Here is a 19,981-nt window from a genome sequence, read left to right as displayed (position 1 = left end):
TCACCCGATTCAATCCTATTTTGGATGCAGGCCGAAATCCCTCTAGGACTTCACCGAGCCAAGTACGATTCCTTTAACGAAATACTTTTGCAAGAATGGATAGACAAGCAAAATAGGCAATGCCCCGATAAAAATTTGAGCTGATTTAACGGTACGATTAGAAAAATTCTCTATACTTTCCAATGTTACACCAACTCTTGATAAATTGTCACTTACAATCATGGAGTGTAAATAAGTAGCAAGAGGATACCCATCCGGATTAGACATATAGATCACGCCGTCAAACCATGAATTCCAATGGTAAACCATCGTAAACAAAGACAACGTCGCAATGGACGGCATCGATACGGGCAAATAAACACTCCAAAGCACTCTCAAATGGCCGGCTCCATCGATATGAGCAGCCTCTTCCAAATCCTGAGGAATCGTCCGGAAGAAATTGAGCATCAAAATCATATTCCATACGCTGACCGCCGAAGGCACTACCAATGCCCATATGGTATCGATCAAGTGCAGCTTGCTTACCAATATATAAGAGGGAATCAGCCCTCCAGAGAACAACATCGTAAAGACAAAAATCCAAATGTAAATTTGACGCCCCTGGAATTTTTGATTGGTTTTCGACAAACTGTATGCTGCCATCGTAACGACAACCATCGACAACACCGTGCCTAACACGGTCCGCTCTACTCCGATCCACAAAGATCGGATGAAATTCGCGTTGCCGAGCGTCTTCACATAGGCATCCGTCGTAAAGCCGACAGGCCAGAAGTTGACGATATTCGCTGTTGCCGCAGCCCGTGAGCTGAAAGACAACGCAAGTACGTGAAGGAGAGGAAGAATGCAAATCAGCGATAGCAAAGTAAGAAAGATCGTGTTCGAGAATGTAAATACGGTGTACCCTCTAGAGCGATAGCGCATGGTCGTCCTCCTTAAAATATCCGGTAATTAGCTAACTTGAAAGCCATTCTGTAACTGATCACGATCAAGACGAAGCCGATCGCCGATTTGAAGAGTCCGATCGCCGTACCGAAGCTGAACTGTCCGTTGTTCAATCCTTCGCGATAGACAAACGTATCGATGATATCTCCATGCGAATATACCAAAGGGTTATATAAATTTAGAATTTGATCGAATCCGGCATCCAGAATCCGACCGAGCGACAACGTCGCTACAACGATGATGATCGGCATAATAAGAGGAACGGAGATCGATATGACTTGCTGCCAACGGGAAGCCCCGTCGATTTCGGCTGCTTCGTACAAAGCCGGATTGATTCCCACCAGCGTTGCCAGAAATATAATCGCGGAAAACCCGAATTCTTTCCACACATCGCTTAGAACGACCGTAAACCGGAACCACTCGCCGTCACCTAAGAAAAAGATGCTCGGGATGTCGAACGAATTCAGCATACGATTGACGATTCCGCCCTCTGTTGACAGAATATCGATCAATATGCCGCCCAGAATCACCCACGACAAAAAGTGTGGCAAATAGACAAGCGTCTGCACGACTCTCTTAAAATACGTCTTACGGACTTCATTGAGCAACAGAGCGAAAACGACCGGGATAATTAAGTTCACGAACAATTTGAACCCGGAAATGATTAACGTATTCCAAATGACCTGCTTGCCGTCCGGATACGTGAACAGGTACCTGAAATGATCTAAGCCTACCCAAGGCGAATTTTTGATCCCAAGCCATGGCTCATAGTCTTGGAAGGCAATGACGGCCCCGAACAAAGGAATATATTGAAACACGATGCACAATGCTAAAGCCGGCAACAATAGCACATGAAACGGCCAAGTTTTTCGCCAATACGCTGCCATTACGCACACACTTCCTATCATCTGAAAAATAGAAGAGGAGCGAGCAAAGGCTGCCCTCTCCTCCGTCTTCAATTTATTCTTACTTCAATTGCGATCAGCGATCATTACTGGTTTTTCGCGTACCATTCGTTGACTTCGTCCGTAATCTTCTGGCCGCCGTTATCCAGCCATTGTTTTACGAATTCGTCGAAGTACTCGATCGGTTTTTCTCCGTAAATGATTTTGAGATAGCTTTCTGTAGCGAGTTTCTTCAGCAATTCGCCTTTGGATTTCATCGTCGGCGTCATCGGACCGGTAAAATAGTTTTTGCCTTCGGTGATGTTTTGGTTAATCCGAACGCCCGCGGCGTCAAGTTGTCTCTTCTTCATTTGCTTGACGTCGATTTCCATCGACGTTAAGGGCTCGGCGTCTGGATCGGCCAAAAACTTCTTGACCGCTGCAACGTTGGAGTGCGGAATACTCGTATAGTTGCCGAGAATATTCGTCATCATGAATCTCATATCTATCGTGGCGCCGTCTTTCAGCGGCCATTGGTCTGCCGGGACACCTGCGGCTTCGTAGTTGCTCTTGATGATTTTGCCGTCCAATTTCACGTAATCGTACCCTTCGTAGTAACCGTCTTTCCAACGCGGATCGAAGTACGGGTCACCTTCCATCTCCAATTTCTTCGCGAATATTTTGTTAAAGTACGCAAACCAGGCTTCGATATTTTCGAAGTCTTTGTTGAATACCGTGAAGCCCTGGGCCAATGGCTTCTCCGCGCGTCTCGCCTCTCCGTCCGCACCGGCTGGAAGCGGATACGGCTGGAAGTCGGCTTCTGGATTGTTCTTAGTGGCGTCTCCGAGCGGCCAATCGCCCATCCAGAACGGCCCGAACATTATGCCGGCCTTACCGCTGGCAACCAATTCGGAGGCTTTCGCCGGATCCTTGATTCCGGCTTCTTTATCCATGTAGCCTGTGCTCATCCAATCCCTCATTTTTTGCAAATACAGTTTGGCGTCCGGATGGATCGCGCCGTAGCTCAACTTGCCGTCTGCACCCTTGTTCCAGAACAAGCGCACGTCGTAAGTATTGATCATTTGATCGGTGAGGGCGCCTACGATCGCGTCTGTCTGACCCATCCAAGTCCAAGGCCCTTCTTTAAGCGGCACGGCCAAACCAATCGTATCGTTCTGTCCGTTTTTATCGGGGTCGTTCTCTGTGAATTGCTTGAGAACGTTTTCGAATTCGTCCAACGTTGCGGGTGGCTCCAGACCCAGATTGTCAAGCCAGTCTTTGCGAATCCACATCACAGTGCCTTCGTCACCCATGAAGAAAGCTGGCAAACCGTAAATCTTGCCGTCTTTCTTGACTTCGCCCAGTGCGTAACTATACGTCTCCAACATCTTCTTATACTCGGGATGCGCGTATTGCTCGATGGCTTCGTCCAGAGGCATCAGTTTATTGGCCGAGAGCAAGCTTTGTAACGGATCGCCCCCTGCCGCGAATGCATCAGGCAGCTTGCCGCCGCTGGAAAGCAGGAGGCGAAGTTTCGTATCGTAATCTTCCGGTTTTGTTACAATAAAATCGAATTTCACGTTGATTCCCATATTCTCTTTCATCCAACGGAGATTCACGTTGTCTTCCATAGACTCTCCGGGCTTGAACGCATTGCCCCTCGAAGTTCCATCATCTACGATAGCAGTCGTAATTGTAACCGGAGGGTCGAACTTCTGATTCCATCCTTTCGACGACTCTGCCGCATTACCGGTTTCCGATGCAGATGGACTATTAGCTGAGCTTGACGGACTTGCCGAGTTTTGATTGTTACTGTTCGTACAAGCGGCTAATGTCGTTAGTAGTCCAATTGCAATCGAAAGCGTTAATAGCCTTGCAACCTTCGAATATCGACTCATAGTTTACCCCTTTTCTGTACATTGGTTGGTACACTTCAAATTATAGGTACATGGCAATATGGCGTATATATTCGATTTTTAACTTGATATCGCAAAACGTACATTTACCGAAGCAAACTCGTTACAACAAAAAAAGGCCTAACCCTCTTATCGATAAGGGCTAGGCTTGTGTTCCATATACAAATAGGCCAACAACTCGAATTTATCGGTGAACCTTGATTTTCATTCCTAAGAACTGCCTTTGATTTTAACTCAGATGCAGGGGACAGCCCGAGGCGCTATGTTGTAGCCTTTCGCAGCAGTTCCACATCAAACTCGTAATTTTTACGCTCGATTGGTTCATTGTTGATTAAACGGATCAAATAATCCATTGCGGTTTTGCCGATCGAATAAATTTGTTGTGAGATGGTCGTAATTTCAGGGTAAACCATGTCCATTCGAATGCCGTCAAAGCCGATTAGCTTCACTTGCTCCGGGACTCTGATTCCCAACTCTATTAACGCCTTTAATGCTCCAGATGCCATCAAATCATTGCCTGCAAATACACCATCCACATCAGGATGCAGCTTATAAATATCCTTCATTGCTTGATAGCCCCCTGCAACGCTGAAGTTGCCATAACCGATCAGACTTGGCATAAACCAAGGCAAATCTCTGCACACTTCTTCATAGGCAAGCGTTCTCTCCCTGGATGGATGCACATGCGTAGGGCCAGAAATATGCGCAATCTTGCGACAGCCGACAGATAGAAGATGATCAACTGCCATTTCACCGCCCTTACGGTTCGCTGCAGTGACCGAAAGGATGGGATAGTCGGAAAAAGATTTATCGATAGCTACAATCGGAATGTCGCGGTCCTGTAAGGCAATGATTTGCTCAGGCAGTACGGTATAGGATGAAATAATAATGCCGTCTATCTGCTTATTGATAAGTGTTTCGATATACTTTTTTTCTTTATCCGGATTATTATCCGTATTGCATAACACGAGCGTGAAGCCGTGAGCCGCTGCAGCGTCCTCGGCAGCGCGCGCTATTTCGGGGAAAAAGGGATTTAAAATATCTGGCACCATTAAAGCAACGGCAGCTGTTTTTTTGCCTGCCAAGCTTCTTGCAATATTGTTTGGCTTATAATTCAGTTTTTTTATCGCTGCCATAACTGCGATTTCTGCTTCCTTGCTGACATAGCCACTTTGATTAAGCAGTCGGGATATGGTGGCAACTGACACGCCAGCTAGTTTGCTAACATCTTTAATTGTAGTCATTAGTAGCATAATCCTTTCGCGATTCAGCTTGGCTTTTGATAAAAACAAGTGTATTTACGCTCGCGGGAACGTAAATACACTTGTTTGCCTTAAAGCTGCACGTTACTATTTAGCGGAATCTTTCGTAATGAGCTCTAGCTCAACAGGAATCGATGCCTCAACCGTCTCACCTTTGGCAATCTTTATTGCGGTTTGTACTGCTAAAATACCCATCATATCAGGTTTTTGCGCTACAGTCGCGCTCAATTTCCCTGCGAATACTTCCTTTACAGCATCATCTGTCGCATCGAAGCCGACGACAAGGATCCCAGCTGCGCCTGCTGCTTCAATCGCCTTGAGAGCGCCAAGCGCCATTTCATCATTATGAGCGAAAACGGCTTTAATGTCCTTATTTCCTTGCAAAATGTTTTCCATAACGGTCAAACCTTTAGCCCGATCAAAATCGGCAGGCTGCTTGGCCGCTATTTGGATACCGCTCGTTTTGGCGATTTCTTCATTAAAGCCCGCACCGCGCTCGCGGGCTGCAGAAGAGCCCGGAATACCTTCTAGCTCGACAACCTTGCCTGCTCCGCCAAGCTGCTCAGCGAGAAACTTCGCAGCAAGCACGCCGCCAGCTTTGTTGTCGGAAGCGATATGCGTCGTTACTTTTCCGCCGTCGGACGTACGATCAACCGTAATAACGGGAATGCCTGCTGCGTTAGCGGATTCCACTGCGGGAACGATCGCTGCCGAATCTGTAGGGTTAATAATAATGACATCTACCTTTTGTTGAATTAAATCTTCGATCGAGGACGCTTGCTTTGCGGCATCATCCTGCGCGTCAACGGTAATCAACTCAGCCGATCCAGCCGCCGCAGCTGTCTGGGCGCCTTCCTTCAATGTAACGAAAAATGGATTGCTTTGCGTCGATACGGCAAGTCCGATCTTTATGCCCTCTGTTTTGGCTCCGGATTGTTCAGCTTCTTTGTTTCCTGAGCCTGGAGCCGTTGTTGAACAGCCTGCAAGGAGCAGTGCTGTAATCATACCGATGCTTACTAGTTTTGTTGTCTTTTTCATGTTGCAACCACCTTTTCTTTGTTTGAATTATATGATTTAGCTATTGGCTTTCTTGCGATCAAGCAATACCGCCAACAGTATAACCATCCCTTTAACCACCTGCTGATAAAACGATGAGACACCAAGAAGATTCAAGCCGTTGTTCAAAACGCCGATAATGAGCGCTCCCACCAGCGTGCCCACGATCCATCCTTTGCCGCCGGATAAGCTAGTACCGCCCAGCACGACAGCTGCAATGGCATCCAGCTCATAGCCCGTGCCGGCATTTGCCTGCGCTGAGTTCAGGCGAGACGTAAGAATGATTCCCGCAAGCGACGACAGCAGTCCCGTCAAGGCATACACATAAATCTTAAAGCGTCCGGTCTTAATGCCTGAAAGCAGCGAAGCCTCTTCATTGCCTCCGATTGCGTATATATTTCTGCCGAAAGTCGTTTTGCGCAAGATAAAAAACAATACGGCGAAAATAATGATTGTAATAATAACCGGAACGGGTACCCCAAAAAAGTAACCGCCGCCAACTAATGTGAATAATTCGCTTTCAAATCCAGTTATAGGCCTGCCATCCGTATAGACGAGTGCTAAGCCCCGGTATATGGTCATCGTCGCCAGCGTTGCGATAAATGGCGCAATTTTTGTCTTCGTAATCAGAAGACCATTAATCGCTCCCATAACTCCACCAGCAACAAGTCCAATGATGATAGCGGTTAATGGGTCCATCCCGCCGTTCAACAGCCCTGCGGTCAATGCTCCAGATAGTGCCAGCGTAGCGCCTACGGATAGATCGATGCCCCCGGTCAAAATGACAAAGGTCATGCCAAAAGCGATTAAAGCATTAATGGAAACTTGGCGGAACACGTTTAATATATTGTTTACGGTCAAGAAATTTGGGCTTGCTATGATTAAAATGACGGTAATAATAAGAAGTCCGATGAGCGGACCCAGCTTCTGCAAAGTAGATGATAGTTGTTTTTTGTCAATGGCCATTGCCGCTTCCTCCTGTCGCCGCATGCATGATTGTTTCCTGATTCATTTGCGCCTTGTCCAAAATAGAGGAGATGCGCCCCTCATGAACGACAATAACGCGGTCGCTTACGCCTAAAACTTCGGGTAAATCAGATGAAACCATAATAATCGTGACGCCTTGCTCGCTAAGCTCGTTCATCATGCTGTAAATTTCCTTTTTTGCCCCGACGTCTACCCCTCTTGTCGGCTCGTCCATAATGAATACTTTTGGCAGCTCGCCTAACCATTTGCCGATGGCAACCTTCTGCTGATTGCCTCCGCTTAACGATTTAACGGTCTGCTCAGGATCACGCGTTCTAATATTAAACCGCTTAATCATTTTATCCGACAGTTCGTTATCCTTTTTGGCAGAAATCACGCCAGAGCTAGCAATACGCTTATAATTAGTTAAGGATAGATTTTCACGGACAGACATGCCGAGCACTAATCCCTGATGCTTGCGGTCTTCCGTCACGAACACGATCCCCGCTTCGATAGCCCGCGCCGGGCTGTTGATTGCAACCTCCTGGCCGTCAATAAAGATTTTACCCTGCCTTTTCTTGTCGGCCCCGAACAGCATACGTACAATTTCCGTCCGGCCTGCTCCCATAAGTCCGGCAATGCCGACTATTTCTCCGGCTGCTGCGGAGAAGCTTATACCGCTTAGCTTCCTGCCGTCGCTTAAATTCTCTACGCGAAGCCGCTCCGCTCCAATTTTGCTTCTGCGCTCCGGATAACGTTCGCCAATCTCGCGGCCGACCATTAATCGAACGATATGCTCAACCGTCGTTTCGGCTATCTTCTCCGTTCCGAGAAAAGCTCCATCACGCAGAACGGATATACGGTCACACATCCGAAAGATTTCCTCCATCCGATGTGAGATGTAGACAATGCCTACACCTTCGCGCCGCAGTTGATCCATTATTTTAAACAAAGCCTCGATTTCGCGATCCGTCAGTGCCGCAGTCGGCTCGTCCATAATAAGAACTTCGGCATTTTTAGATAGCGCTTTCGCAATCTCGATCATTTGCTGCTGTCCGATAGACAATGTATCCGCCTCAGCATCTGGATCAAGCTCAACACCTAGACGCTGTAAATATTCACGCGTCTTGCGTTTCATTTCCTTATCGCGTACAATTCCGGATTTGCCATAGGTAAGCTGTCTTCCGAGAAACATGTTTTCGGAAACGGACAGCTTCGGAATAATGTTCAGCTCCTGATGAATGATCGCAACGCCCATTTCCTCAGCTTGCCTCGGATCCGTGAACATCACTTCCTGCCCCTTGACCTTCACTGAGCCAGAGTCGGCCTTGTACACACCGGTCAAAATTTTCATCAATGTTGATTTGCCTGCGCCATTCTCCCCCATCAGTGCGTGAATTTCGCCTGGCTTGAGCTGAAATGCGGCGTCCCTCAAAACTTGTACGGAGGAAAAGGATTTATGAATGCCAGTCATATCAATTAGAAACTCCATTGTTGCCACCCCTTTGCTGAACAGCGCCTTTATTTGAAAAAAACGCCTGATTGCAGAATGATGTTCGCGTATGGCGTTGCTTCGCCCGTACGAATCACCGCTTTCGCTTGTAAGGTTAGTCTTTTAAGCTCCTCATGCGATACTTGCTTGATCGGAATGCCGTTCAACAGCATCTTTGTGCTGTCATAGACCGGAACATTTTGCTCCGTCAATTCAGTGGCGATGATGGCTGATTCAACCTCCATATCGGCAAGCACCGCTTCTAACGTATCAAGGTAAGACGGTAGCCCAGGCTTTACAGCCAAATCGATTCGTTTAACCGAATCAGGAATCGGCAGCCCGCAATCCCCAATTACGATACAGTCGGTGTGGCCCATTCTGGCAATAACTGCTGCTATCTCACTGTTTAATATGCCGTTTCTTTTCATCTGTAAGTCCTCTCGAAGTTAAATATTAAGATTGCGTTTCCATAAAGCGTTCGACATCAGGCCGTAAAGGCATACCGCTCTGTGCACCAAGCTTGGTAACTGATAGTGCGCTGGCAGCGACTGCGAACTTAACCGCCTCATCCAGCGACGCCCCCTCGCTCAGCTTCACTGCCAGTGCGCCGTTGAAGGTATCTCCTGCACCGGTGGTATCGACCGCCTCTACTTTTTTCCCCTGCTCATGTACGATCTCGCTGCCCGCCGTTTTGTAAAATGCGCCCTTGCTGCCGCCGGTCATCACGATACGATGCGGATACAGCTCAAGCAACTGCTCGTAAGTTTGTTCCTGCTTGTCGTCAACGCCTAACAATATGGCAAGCTCGAATTCATTCGGCGTAATCATATGAACCTGCTCAAGCAGCTCTTTAGGCAGCTTAATCGCGGGAGCAGGATTCAACATAACCGGAATGTCCAGCTCATTAGCGAGCCTTATCGCTGTCTCCACTGTAGCGAATGGAATTTCCTGCTGAAGCAAGACCATATCCGAGTTGGCAATGACTTCCTTCAAGTCCAAAATATCGTTTGGATGCAGGGAATGGTTTGCCCCGGGGATAACAATGATTCGATTATCATTGTCGCATATAGTGATCGTCGCTATCCCTGTTGAGATATGTGGAACCGTTTTCACATAGGTCGTATCGATACCTTCCTTCTCCAAATCCTCCATGAGCTGCTTTGCGAAGTGATCTTCGCCAACACAGCCGATCATCGTCACCTGTGCCCCAAGGCGTGCACAAGCTACGGCTTGATTAGCTCCTTTTCCACCAGTGAAGCTAGAGAAAACGCTACCAAAAATCGTCTCGCCTTGATTCGGCATGATCTCTGTTTCTGTCACCATATCTATATTCATGCTTCCTATTATTGTAATTTTCGGCTTCGTCAATTTAGCACCTCTTTATCTGCAGCAGATTATGATTCATGTTGTGTAATCGGTTACACATTTTTTTCTCATTTTATTACTCCATCTTAATAATGTCAACTGCAAAATTAAAAGCTAGGAAAACAAGTAATGGCTTCATGCATACGTCTGCTGCGGTTATCTACTCCGTTCAGCCGATTAATCAGCTGACGATACGTTTGAATTCTTGTTTACCAATCAGATTTCAGGACAAAAAAAATGACGCTTAGGATCAACTCTTCCTAGCGTCATTTTGACGTTCTTTTATATTGAATTACGATTATTTTGTATAATATTACATATCACTTACAACCTCTGTACTGCCACTATCACTATTCTGTACTACACCCCAAAACCCAACAGATACCAGGATTTCAGCTCTCTGTATTAACCCCCACGTGTTAACCAGACCACGCTCTCCACATGAACCGTCCAAGGGAACATATCCACAGGCACAACCTCAGCCGTCCGGTATCCGCCGTCCTCAAGCACGCGCAGATCTCTTGCCAGGGTAGAAGGATTGCAGCTCACGTAAACGACTCTCTCCGGCTGCATCGCCAGAATCGTCTCGAGCAATGCAGGGTCGCAGCCTTTGCGAGGCGGATCAACGACGATCACATCCGCCGTAATGCCTTCCTTGCGCCAGCGCGGAATGACAACTTCGGCAGGTCCAGCCTCAAAAGAAGCATTGGTTATGCCGTTCAACGCCGCATTGCGAGCCGCATCTTCAATGGCTTCCGGTACAATCTCCACGCCATAGACGCGTCCAGCCTGCCGAGCGAGGAACAACGATATGGTGCCGATGCCGCAGTAAGCATCAATTACGGTTTCCGTACCCGTCAATCCGGCGTATTCCACGGCTTTGCGGTAAAGCTCAACCGTCTGCATCGGATTGACTTGATAAAATGATCTCGCCGAAATCGCGAAGCGGATACCGTCGAGCTCGTCATAGATGACCTCGCTGCCCCAGAGAACAAGCGTCTCATCGCCGAAAATAACGTTCGTGTTCCGCTCGTTAACGTTCTGAACGATACTCTTCACGCCGGGCAGCTCCTCGCGGATACGCTTCACCCATTGCTCCGCCTGAGGCAGCTTCTTGCCGTTCGTCACCAGCACGACCATGATTTCGCCTGTCACGACGCCCGTCCGCGCCATCACATGGCGCAGCACGCCGCGGCCCGATTCTTCATCGTAAGGCGAAGCGCCCAGCTCCCGGCCGATCCGCTTCACGACGCGAATCACCTCGTCGTTATGCTCATGCTCGATGAGGCAATCGTCCATGTCAATGATCCGGTGGCTGCCGCGCGCGTAGAAGCCGGCGATCAATTGCCCGTCATGCGCGCTGGTACCAATGGGCACCGAAGCTTTGTTCCGGTATCGCCAAGGCTCGTCCATGCCAACCGTTGGATGCACGATGATTCCCTCAGAAGCGTTCTTCCCCTCTGCAAGACTGCCTTCACCGGCAACGCCCAGCTTCCCGATCCGCATCAAATTGTCCACGACATGCTGCCGCTTCCACTCCAGCTGCGCGGGGTAATCGAAATGCTGCAGCTGGCAGCCGCCGCACTCCTTATAAATATCGCAAGGCGGCTCAATCCGCGAAGGGCTCTTCAGCACCAGCTCTTCAAGTCTGGCATAGCCGTATTGCTTCTTGACCTTCATCACCTTGGCGCGCACCCGTTCACCGGGTAGCGCCCCCTGTATAAAAAGGGTAAAGCCGTCAGCGCGGCCTACCCCTTCTCCGTCATGCGTCAAGCCGATAATATCGACAGTGACTTCTTCATTTTTCTGAAAAGGCGCATCTACCGGAACCGCCGCCGCATTCGTACCCGCCGCGCCGCGCGATCTCCCTTTGCCGCCTCTGCTTCTGCCTTTGTTCATAAACTCTCTCCGCTCTATCTTCAATGCTGTTGCATGCTTATAGCTATCCATTATTCCCTAATTCCAACATTCATCCGCGCTTAACGGTAAGTCGACTCTCCGGTCTCATCCGCGAAAATCCGCAAATGCGATGGCAGCACCGAGAACGTGCATGGCAGCACGCCGCCATATTCGCCGTCGAGGTTGATCTGCACGTAATCCGGCGTCGTTACTTTCAACTCATCCGTCCGGAAATGAATCACATGCGGATCGTTCAAATGCTCGCCGCGCAGCGCCAGCGTAACCAGCTTAATGAACTCTGGCAGGTTACATTTGCGGATAAGCAGCACATCCAATAAGCCGTCATCCAGCTTAGAGTCCGGCGCTAGCCGCTCGAAGCCGCCGACCGAGTTGCTGTTGCAGATAAGAAACATCATGAATTCATCGTGGAACTCGCCAACGCCGGCAGCCTGGAAGGTCAGCTCGGTTGGACGAAGGCGGGTCATTTTCTCCATGCCCTTCATATAATAAGCCAGCTGGCCTATCATCGTCTTCAGCTTGCTCGGCACATCATATGTCAGCTCCGTCATGGAGCCGCCCCCGGCAATATTGATAAAATAACGCTCATTCGCCTTCCCGACATCAATCGGCCGGCTGTATTGTTGAATAATCAGGTCGACAGCGTACTCCCAGTGCTTCGGGATACCCATCGCCCGCGCAAAATCATTGGTCGTGCCCACCGGCAGTATGCCCAGCGGAGGCCGGTTTTCCTTGCTCGTGAGACCGTTAATGACCTCATAAAGCGTTCCGTCGCCGCCCGCCGCAATGATCATATCATAACCGCGATCCGCCGCTTCCGCTGCCGCCAGCGTTGCATCTCCTTCGCCGATCGTCGCGTGACAGCTCGTTTCGATGCCGCCCTGCTCAAGCCGCTGAAGAATATCAGGCAGACGCTTTTTCATTTCTTCTCTTCCCGATGTCGGGTTATAAATAAGTCTCGCCCGTTTGATTGCCATCTCGGCTCCACCCCTAACCATCCATTCAACCTAGCCTCTATAAATAAAACAATGCTCCCTACTTTTCATTCAAACGCTGCAGGCCCTCCAGCATCTGACGCTCCAGCCATCTTACAATGGCTTGATTGGGAAGCATTGCCTTGCCGTTATATCGATACTCTAGTCCGGTAAGTCGAGTCGGAATCACATGGTTTGTAAAATAACCCCGGCTCAGGAACAGCGGCACCACAATGACCGCTTCCTCCGGGTTCGCCGCCAGCATCGCTGCTAGCTTCGACGCGGCTTGATCGGGCAACAGCATCGCATACTCTGCCCGCTTGTAGCCGCCAACCGCGCGCAGCCGCGCGCCGAGCTTCATAAGACCTTCCTGCCAGCGCTCGTGGAACACCTTTTCCTTGCTGCCGTGTCCGATAAGCAGCAATGCTTCGTTGCTTGGCTCCGTGGACAATTCCGCTATATTCGCAGCTAGCAGCTCTGCAATTTCCGGATCATCATCGATCGGGAGGCCGTAGCGCACGTTCGCCGATACGCGAAACGTTCCGAGGTCGCCCTCCAAATCCGTAAGCCAAGGCAAGCCAAACGCTTGCCCGATTTCATCCACATGCGTGCTGCCGGACGAAATGAAGAACGGCACGACGCACATGTCCGTTACGCCCCGGCGTTCAAGCTCGTCGATGCCATCCTGAATAAGCCGTCCCTCCATTATTTCGAGAAAGGACGACACGATTGGAATATCTGATAATCGCGGCGAAGCCGCGGCCGCCGTTACGGCATCATCGACCAGCTTGACCCATGCAGCTTCTCTGGAGCCGTGACTAATCACGAGAATGCCTGGCTTCATCGAAGGATTACCTACCTTCCCAGACGTTCTAAAGCCATTTTGTAACCGTCATTGCCATAGTTCAAACAACGCTTCACCCTTGAAATCGTTGCCGTGCTTGCACCCGTCTCTGCCTCGATGGCATTGTACGTGCTGCCCTTGCCGAGCATACGCGCCACTTCAAGCCTTTGCGATAACGACTGGATTTCATTCACCGTGCACAAATCGTCAAAGAACACATAACATTCCTCGACCGACTTCAATGTAAGTATCGCTTCGAATAATTGATCTATTGCTTTATCGTTCAGCTTTTTAAGCTGCATGCGTATTCACTCCTAATAAAACTAATGCTACTATTGTATCTTTTTTAACCGTTTTTTTCAAACATTACCGTATTCACGCTTTACAGAACGGAAGATAAGGACGGCATATTTTTGAGGCGAAGAAGCATACAAGCACAGGGCATTTATCTAGAAAAAATCCCTTATACCGGGGCATTCGTCCAATCCGTATGTTCGCCTACTCCATAGACTGTTATAAAAGAAGGGTTGTGATCCGTGTGAATTATCGCAATAACCCCGGTAACGGCAACCAGCATTACGATTGGCACGGCGGCCAACGGTTTACGGAAAGCCAGCCAAGCAAATCGTCCGGCATGAAGTCGAGCGGCATGAAATCGAACGGCTTCAACTTTGGCGGAGATCTGCCAACGATGCCTCCGGCAGCACCGTCCCCGCTTACGCAGGATATCCTGCCCGCCGTTTTACCGGAAGCAACAACCGAGGTCATTGATACGACCGCCAGCTCCAAAGCAGGCGGCTTCTCCCTTGCCAGCCTCGGCGAAATCAAAGGTTTCGTCGATCGGATTGGCGGTATTGACGGTATTCTTACAACGGTTACGAAAGTTCAAAAGGTGGTGTCCAGCGTCTCCCAAATGGCACCGCTGGTCAAAGTGCTCATGGGCTCTTTCAGCAAAAAGTCATCGAGCGATTCCGACGATGACGACGGAGAATGGAAACCAAAGCGCCGCAAGCGTCGCAAGCCCAGCTCCGGCTCCAGCAATAACGGCGTTCGCCGCCGCAAGCCAAAACGCCGCCGTTAGATCTCCCGCATAGGTACGTTTCGGATTATTTAACCTACATCGCTCCAAGTGAAGCATCCCTGGCTGCAGCGCGCTGCGCAGCAACCAGGGATGCTTTTTTTTTCGATGATTTATACACATTTTCACACACTAGAAAATCAAGTTATTCTCCTGTGGATAACATTTTCACTAAGCTATCCACAGGAATTTGAATCGCGATGGCTGGATTTCAGTATCGCCTGTGCACAAGTGCAACCTTCGACAGGCTTCGTCAGATTCCCTATGGCGATTCATGCACAGCTGTTCATTCGATGTGCATATCCCCTGCGTTTTCGAGAGCTCGCTGCTTCATTTCCCGCTCATCCACAACATCATTTCCCAATTCGCTGTTTGTTCTTGCTATCACCGCAGCGATTCCATACACAGCTGTTATTAAAATTGTGCATACACGCAAATTTCGCGTAATTTCGATACCGGTTGTCCACATCGCAAGTGCCGCCGTTTAATTGAAAACACAAAAAATAGTGATGAAAACCTCATCTCCCATGAAGCAATTGCTCATGACGAGTAAGGTTTTCCTCACTATTTCTGGTCATTCCTCCTATAGGAAGAAGAAATGAATAATCCAATAGAACACCATAGCCATAATGACCGTAATCGGAATGGTAATGATCCACGCAATGAGGATACGGCCTGCAACGCCCCATTTTACAGCGGAGAAGCGCTTTGCGCTGCCTACGCCGAGAATCGAAGAGGTAATAACATGCGTTGTACTTACCGGCAGGTGAATCATCGTTGCCGTCAGGATAACCGCGGCGGAACCGATATCAGCGGCAAATCCGTTGATCGGCTCGATTTTGAAAATTTTTGTACCCATCGTCTTGATGATCTTCCAGCCGCCGACCGAAGTACCGAGCGCCATCGCTGTCGCTGCGGAAATTTTAACCCAGAGCGGAACGTCCATCGTTGTCTGAATGCCGGATGCTACTAGCGCAAATACGATGATACCCATTGCTTTCTGCGCGTCATTCGTACCGTGAGAGAACGACTGGAACGCGGCCGTCAGAATTTGGCCAAAACGGAAGCCTTTATTGACTTGATGCGGACTAGACTTGGCAAACACCAATTTCAATATCCACATGATAATAAAACCGGCCGAAAAAGCGATCAGCGGTGAAAAGATCAACGCTTGTACGATCTTGATCAGTCCGCCGGAGTTAATCGCGCTCATACCTGCTCCACCGATAACCGCGCCCGCAAGGGAGCCGATCAATGCATGCGAGGATGAGGAAGGAATGCCAAACCACCAAGTGAGCAAATTCCATGCTATCGCGGACAATAAGGCAGCGATAACGATTGGAACGCCCTGCTCCAGTTCAGCCGGATTAGCGACGCCCTTGCCGATTGTCGCAGCAACACCTGTGAAGGTAATGGCACCGACGAAGTTCATCACAGCCGCCATGACGATTGCAACCCTAGGCTTTAATGCCCGGGTAGATACTGCAGTCGCAATGGCATTGGCCGTATCGTGGAATCCATTTATAAAATCAAACGAAAGCGCTAGAAATACTACAATCCATAGAACCATTAAATCCATTGTTTAAGACTCCTACTCTCCAGATTAGCTGTTACGCATAATGATCGATTCCAGCGTATTGGCAACATCTTCGCAGAAGTCGGTCGTTTGCTCCAGCATCTCGTAAATCTCTTTGCGCTTCATCAGCTCAATTGGATCTGTAACGTTCGTGAATAAGCTCTTAATACAAACCCGAAGCAGGTCATCTGCTTGGTTCTCCAACTCGTTAAGCGCAATATTCGGCTCGCGGATGGCAAGCAGCTTACGCTCAGTCAGCAAGTAAATCGCCTTCTTGATTTGGTGAGAGGAACGAACGAGAATGTCGCCGAACAGGGTTATGTACTCGTCCTTCTCGCGGATGTCGTACATTTCAAAACGAGACGCGCAAGCTTCAATGCCGTCAAGCACATCATCAAGCGAAGTCGTAAGGGCCATAATATCTTCGCGCTCGATCGGAGTGATGAACGTTTTGTTCAATTCCTTCAAAATCGTATGCACATTTTTGTCGCATTTGCTTTCGTATTCCTTCATGGTTTTGGCGAAAGCCGATACATCCGATAAGTCTGACAGTCCTTTGGCGAAGAATTCAACGGCCTCAACGATAGCGTCTGCCATTTCTTCGAACGTCTTAAAGAAAATATCCTTTTTCTTGAACATCGTAATCCCCTTTACCCGGCTTGATGTTTAGGCGCACTGCTGAGCCCACAATATCTTAACATAGTTTACAGGTGAATTGTTAAGAGAATGTAAAGGTTTTATGAAAACTTTTAAATTTTCAAAATAAATATAAAAAAGACACAATCCCGTTACAAGATTGCGTCCATTCTATACCCAGGAAGCTCATCCGTTAACGCCTGTTAACAGTGTCTCCAATGTGCTATGTTTGTACCCAAGAAACATGACCTTCGAATGTCGGTTTGTTCGGCACGATATGAAAGAAGGTTTTGCCAGGAACGAATGGCTGCTCTACTCCGTTTTTCACAATCCGGATCATGCCGTCGGGAGCCCTGACCCATTCCGCTTCAATGGCTTTGCCCTTTTGGAACAAAATCGCCGAGCCTCCGCTTGTCAAATCGACCTCAAGCCTTCCCTCATTGTCCAGCGTTCTATGATCCGCTCCAAGCACGACGAGGTTCGTTCCCGCAAGCTGCTCGTTATTGTTCATATCCATATGCGGCTTGCCGCCGATGGAGCGTTTGTATAAACCGGATGCGGAATCATACACATAGCCCACGCTGTAATTTTTGAGCAAGAAGAAAATCGTAATGTCTGAGGCCGGAACCCCTGCCTCTGCCGAGCCCGCTTCCGCGAATGTATACGGAGGAACCTGCTTATCCAAGCTGTACTTTTTCTTCTCTGCGCCCAAGCGCAGCTTCTCCAGGCTCGAATACAAATTATGCGGCGCTTTCCGTTCCTTGCTTCTCCAGAAATAACTGCCTGCATTCGAGATCTCGTCCAAATAGGGTTTGCCTTGGTGCTGCAGCACATCATAACCGTCGTTGCTCGCGCCCGCATGGGCAAGAACCGCTCCGTAACTGTCACCGATATCAATGAGATAAGGCCTAATGCTGCGAATTGGACCAATCGAATCGGTCAATGCATCCGTGCTCTGAAATACCGCGATCAAGCGCGTAATGCCGCCTTCGGCAAGCACTTCCCATATCGCGTCGGCGTTCGTCAGCCCGGACTGCGGACGAGCCGCCGCAAAATTATTAATCATAACGACAATCGGCCTTGCTTCCGCTGCCTTCTCCAGCTTTAAACCGGTTAGCGGCGCATCATAAGGAAGAGGCGTCGGCTCTGCTGCCGGTTCTGCCGTGACCGTCGGTTCGCTGCTATCGGTTTGCCGCGGCGTTTCGCCTTCTCCCGCGTTTCCTCCGCTGCATGCCGACAAGAGAAGCGTAAGCGATATTAGCAGCACTGCTGCCGGATTTTGGATTTGTTTTTTCATACGGTTACCCTGCCTTTTCCCCGTAAAGCTTAGCTTGTATTCGTTTACACTCCACTTCCATTTAAACATAATTCAGAGTCGTTGTCTCGACAAAAAAGCTGCTTTCTCGTTTAGAAAAAGCGAGCTTCCTTCTCTCGGCCAGTCTAAGCGCCAGGCCAAATAAAAAGGGCGGCTCTGCATGCAAGAGCCGCCCTCAGGCTGTCGAGAAAGTCTCGACAGTCTTCTTTTTGTTTAATTAATTTAACACGACACCGCGTTAATACAGTATAATTATAGTAATTAAAACGAACGGATGGTGTCGTGATGCTGCGTACTAATCGAGATAAGCAACAAAATTACGAATTGGTTTCCATTGAGGAGCTAGTGCCCTCTGATCATATGCTTCGCAAGATCGATAAGCACATCGATTTCACCTTTATCGATGAGAAGGTTCGCCATCTTTATTCGCAGGATAACGGTCGTCCAGCTATTGACCCGCTTGTTCTCTTCAAAATGATCTTTCTAGGCTATTTCTATGGCATACGTTCCGAACGCCAACTTGAACGTGAAGTTCAGACTAATTTGGCTTATCGTTGGTTTTTAGGACTTGGGCTAACCGATCGCGTTCCAGACCACACCACGATCAGTTGGAATCGTCGTACGCGTTTTAAGGATACCTCTGTCTTCCAGGACATCTTTGATGAGATCGTGCTGCAAGCCATCTCTCACCGTATGATTGGCGGCCGTGTGTTGGTATCCGACTCCACGCACGTGAAAGCGAATGCGAATAAAAACAAATATACAAAAGAGCAGGTTCAGCAGAACACAAGGGATTATTTGGATGAACTGAACTCGGCAATTGAAACCGACCGTAAAGCGCAAGGAAAAAAGCTCTAAAACCACGAGAGGAGGTGAACGAAGACAAGGAAGTGAAGGTCAGTACAACAGACCCGGACAGCGGATATATGTTTCGGGAAGGCAAGCCGGAAGGCTTCTTTTATCTGGACCATCGTACCGTCGATGTGAAGTGCAACCTCATTACTGATGTTTTCGTAACCGCAGGAAATGTTCACGATTCCGTGCCGTACCTCTCTCGATTAGATCGTCAGCGTAAACGTTTTGGTTTTGCAGTTGAAGCAGTCGCACTTGATTCTGGTTATATGACGACCCCGATTTGCAAGGGACTTGAAGACCGCAACATTTATGGTGTTATTGCGCACCGCAGATTTCAACCGACACAAGGGTTATATCCCAAATGGAAATTTACATATGATGCCGAACGGAACTTGTATATTTGTCCCCAGCAACAAAAATTGCCTTACCGAACGACAGACCGACACGGATACCGACACTATGCTTCGGATCCGAAGATCTGTGCAGCATGTCCCATGCTAGAAAAGTGTACGCGCTCACGTAACAAACGTAAGATCGTCACCCGGCACATCTGGGAGGACAGTAAAGAGCAAGTACGATTAAACCGCTTAAGCAAGTCGGGCAAAAGATTGTACCGAAAACGAAAAGAAACGATTGAGCGAAGCTTCGCGGATGCTAAACAGCTCCACGGGTTTCGCTATTGCCGGTTGCGCGGGTTAAACAACGTAATGGAACAAGCGTTGATGACCGCCGCCGTGCAGAACATGAAGAAGATCGCCCTCCACTTGGAACGGAGGGCGTGAGAGGTTTAAACCCTCTGTTTCTCACGAAAAGAGAAGATAAAAAACAAAAGAGAAACCCGTCGTTTTGAAAAAACGTGGGTTTCTCTACAAGCTGAGGGCGGCTCTGCATGCAAGAGCCGCC

18 protein-coding genes are annotated in these 19,981 nt (G+C 48.8%); 2 read left to right on the top strand and 16 right to left on the bottom strand.

The window, feature by feature from the left end:
* Window positions 1–42 precede the first annotated feature (42 nt).
* The 13 genes from ACN6MW_RS17610 to ACN6MW_RS17550 all read right to left on the bottom strand — a co-directional run bounded on the left by ACN6MW_RS17610 (window position 43) and on the right by ACN6MW_RS17550 (window position 13,920).
* On the bottom strand, window positions 43–921 hold the full coding sequence (locus ACN6MW_RS17610; RefSeq protein WP_419871370.1) for a carbohydrate ABC transporter permease: 879 nt from the start codon (window positions 919–921) through the stop codon (window positions 43–45).
* An 11-nt stretch (window positions 922–932) separates the two neighbouring features.
* Entirely contained in the window at window positions 933–1,829 is an 897-nt protein-coding gene (locus ACN6MW_RS17605) for an ABC transporter permease (protein ID WP_419871369.1), read from the bottom strand.
* A gap of 104 nt (window positions 1,830–1,933) precedes the next feature.
* On the bottom strand, window positions 1,934–3,724 hold the full coding sequence (locus ACN6MW_RS17600) for an extracellular solute-binding protein (protein ID WP_419871368.1): 1,791 nt from the start codon (window positions 3,722–3,724) through the stop codon (window positions 1,934–1,936).
* Window positions 3,725–4,002: 278 nt separating this feature from the next.
* A complete protein-coding gene (locus tag ACN6MW_RS17595) occupies window positions 4,003–4,986 on the bottom strand; it encodes a LacI family DNA-binding transcriptional regulator (protein WP_419871367.1) in 984 nt (327 codons plus the stop codon).
* A gap of 105 nt (window positions 4,987–5,091) precedes the next feature.
* A complete protein-coding gene (locus ACN6MW_RS17590; RefSeq protein WP_419871366.1) occupies window positions 5,092–6,042 on the bottom strand; it encodes a D-ribose ABC transporter substrate-binding protein in 951 nt (316 codons plus the stop codon).
* 36 nt (window positions 6,043–6,078) lie between these two features.
* Complete coding sequence (locus ACN6MW_RS17585) at window positions 6,079–7,026, bottom strand: ABC transporter permease (protein ID WP_419871365.1); 948 nt, start codon at window positions 7,024–7,026, stop codon at window positions 6,079–6,081.
* Window positions 7,016–8,518 (bottom strand): sugar ABC transporter ATP-binding protein, encoded by a 1,503-nt coding sequence (locus tag ACN6MW_RS17580; protein WP_419871364.1) that lies wholly within the window; start codon window positions 8,516–8,518, stop codon window positions 7,016–7,018. The genes ACN6MW_RS17585 and ACN6MW_RS17580 overlap by 11 nt, the downstream gene beginning before the upstream one ends.
* Window positions 8,519–8,547: 29 nt before the next feature.
* Window positions 8,548–8,946, bottom strand: coding sequence for a D-ribose pyranase (gene rbsD / locus ACN6MW_RS17575; protein WP_419871363.1), 399 nt, complete (start codon window positions 8,944–8,946; stop codon window positions 8,548–8,550).
* A 25-nt stretch (window positions 8,947–8,971) separates the two neighbouring features.
* Window positions 8,972–9,886, bottom strand: a complete 915-nt coding sequence (gene rbsK, locus ACN6MW_RS17570) for a ribokinase (protein ID WP_419871362.1) — start codon at window positions 9,884–9,886, stop codon at window positions 8,972–8,974.
* A 402-nt stretch (window positions 9,887–10,288) separates the two neighbouring features.
* Window positions 10,289–11,782, bottom strand: a complete 1,494-nt coding sequence (rlmD, locus tag ACN6MW_RS17565; RefSeq protein ID WP_419871361.1) for a 23S rRNA (uracil(1939)-C(5))-methyltransferase RlmD — start codon at window positions 11,780–11,782, stop codon at window positions 10,289–10,291.
* Between the two features lie 80 nt (window positions 11,783–11,862).
* Complete coding sequence (locus ACN6MW_RS17560; protein WP_364151527.1) at window positions 11,863–12,771, bottom strand: diacylglycerol kinase; 909 nt, start codon at window positions 12,769–12,771, stop codon at window positions 11,863–11,865.
* A 64-nt stretch (window positions 12,772–12,835) separates the two neighbouring features.
* A complete protein-coding gene (locus ACN6MW_RS17555; RefSeq protein WP_419871360.1) occupies window positions 12,836–13,618 on the bottom strand; it encodes a sirohydrochlorin chelatase in 783 nt (260 codons plus the stop codon).
* A gap of 11 nt (window positions 13,619–13,629) precedes the next feature.
* Entirely contained in the window at window positions 13,630–13,920 is a 291-nt protein-coding gene (locus ACN6MW_RS17550) for a YerC/YecD family TrpR-related protein (protein ID WP_053372669.1), read from the bottom strand.
* A gap of 236 nt (window positions 13,921–14,156) precedes the next feature.
* On the opposite strand from ACN6MW_RS17550, the gene ACN6MW_RS17545 reads away from it, so the two are divergent.
* The gene (locus ACN6MW_RS17545) at window positions 14,157–14,699 is read left to right on the top strand and encodes a tyrosine protein kinase (RefSeq protein ID WP_419871359.1); all 543 of its coding nucleotides are present in this window, start codon (window positions 14,157–14,159) and stop codon (window positions 14,697–14,699) included.
* Window positions 14,700–15,279: 580 nt separating this feature from the next.
* Here the strand turns inward: ACN6MW_RS17545 and ACN6MW_RS17540 are convergent.
* The 3 genes from ACN6MW_RS17540 to ACN6MW_RS17530 form a co-directional block, all read right to left on the bottom strand.
* The gene (locus ACN6MW_RS17540) at window positions 15,280–16,275 is read right to left on the bottom strand and encodes an anion permease (RefSeq protein ID WP_419871358.1); all 996 of its coding nucleotides are present in this window, start codon (window positions 16,273–16,275) and stop codon (window positions 15,280–15,282) included.
* Window positions 16,276–16,299: 24 nt separating this feature from the next.
* Window positions 16,300–16,911 carry a DUF47 domain-containing protein gene (locus ACN6MW_RS17535; protein WP_419871357.1) on the bottom strand — a complete coding sequence of 204 codons (612 nt, stop codon included), beginning with the start codon at window positions 16,909–16,911 and terminating at the stop codon, window positions 16,300–16,302.
* 220 nt (window positions 16,912–17,131) lie between these two features.
* Entirely contained in the window at window positions 17,132–18,205 is a 1,074-nt protein-coding gene (locus ACN6MW_RS17530; RefSeq protein WP_419871356.1) for a DUF3048 domain-containing protein, read from the bottom strand.
* Window positions 18,206–18,508: 303 nt separating this feature from the next.
* Here ACN6MW_RS17530 and ACN6MW_RS17525 point away from each other — a divergent pair.
* Window positions 18,509–19,860, top strand: a protein-coding gene (locus ACN6MW_RS17525) for an IS1182 family transposase (RefSeq protein WP_419871355.1) whose coding sequence is annotated in 2 segments (ribosomal slippage) — window positions 18,509–19,076 and window positions 19,076–19,860 — 1,353 coding nt in all. Because the reading frame shifts where the segments join, the coding sequence is not laid out codon by codon here.
* Window positions 19,861–19,981 lie beyond the last annotated feature (121 nt).

Origin of the sequence: Pristimantibacillus sp. PTI5 (assembly GCF_048572955.1) — a bacterium.
GTDB lineage: Bacteria > Bacillota > Bacilli > Paenibacillales > Paenibacillaceae > Pristimantibacillus.
This window is presented reverse-complemented; position numbering and strand designations above follow the sequence as displayed.

What these genes read in the sequence shown, in the direction of transcription:
- ACN6MW_RS17540 (WP_419871358.1), bottom strand. Translation starts at nt 16,275, where the DNA reads ATGGATTTAATGGTTCTATGGATTGTAGTATTTCTAGCGCTTTCGTTT.
- ACN6MW_RS17550 (WP_053372669.1), bottom strand. Translation starts at nt 13,920, where the DNA reads ATGCAGCTTAAAAAGCTGAACGATAAAGCAATAGATCAATTATTCGAA.
- ACN6MW_RS17535 (WP_419871357.1), bottom strand. Translation starts at nt 16,911, where the DNA reads ATGTTCAAGAAAAAGGATATTTTCTTTAAGACGTTCGAAGAAATGGCA.
- ACN6MW_RS17530 (WP_419871356.1), bottom strand. Translation starts at nt 18,205, where the DNA reads ATGAAAAAACAAATCCAAAATCCGGCAGCAGTGCTGCTAATATCGCTT.
- ACN6MW_RS17585 (WP_419871365.1), bottom strand. Translation starts at nt 7,026, where the DNA reads ATGGCCATTGACAAAAAACAACTATCATCTACTTTGCAGAAGCTGGGT.
- ACN6MW_RS17600 (WP_419871368.1), bottom strand. Translation starts at nt 3,724, where the DNA reads ATGAGTCGATATTCGAAGGTTGCAAGGCTATTAACGCTTTCGATTGCA.
- rlmD (WP_419871361.1), bottom strand. Translation starts at nt 11,782, where the DNA reads ATGAACAAAGGCAGAAGCAGAGGCGGCAAAGGGAGATCGCGCGGCGCG.
- ACN6MW_RS17605 (WP_419871369.1), bottom strand. Translation starts at nt 1,829, where the DNA reads ATGGCAGCGTATTGGCGAAAAACTTGGCCGTTTCATGTGCTATTGTTG.
- rbsD (WP_419871363.1), bottom strand. Translation starts at nt 8,946, where the DNA reads ATGAAAAGAAACGGCATATTAAACAGTGAGATAGCAGCAGTTATTGCC.
- ACN6MW_RS17590 (WP_419871366.1), bottom strand. Translation starts at nt 6,042, where the DNA reads ATGAAAAAGACAACAAAACTAGTAAGCATCGGTATGATTACAGCACTG.
- ACN6MW_RS17555 (WP_419871360.1), bottom strand. Translation starts at nt 13,618, where the DNA reads ATGAAGCCAGGCATTCTCGTGATTAGTCACGGCTCCAGAGAAGCTGCA.
- ACN6MW_RS17610 (WP_419871370.1), bottom strand. Translation starts at nt 921, where the DNA reads ATGCGCTATCGCTCTAGAGGGTACACCGTATTTACATTCTCGAACACG.
- ACN6MW_RS17595 (WP_419871367.1), bottom strand. Translation starts at nt 4,986, where the DNA reads ATGACTACAATTAAAGATGTTAGCAAACTAGCTGGCGTGTCAGTTGCC.
- ACN6MW_RS17580 (WP_419871364.1), bottom strand. Translation starts at nt 8,518, where the DNA reads ATGGAGTTTCTAATTGATATGACTGGCATTCATAAATCCTTTTCCTCC.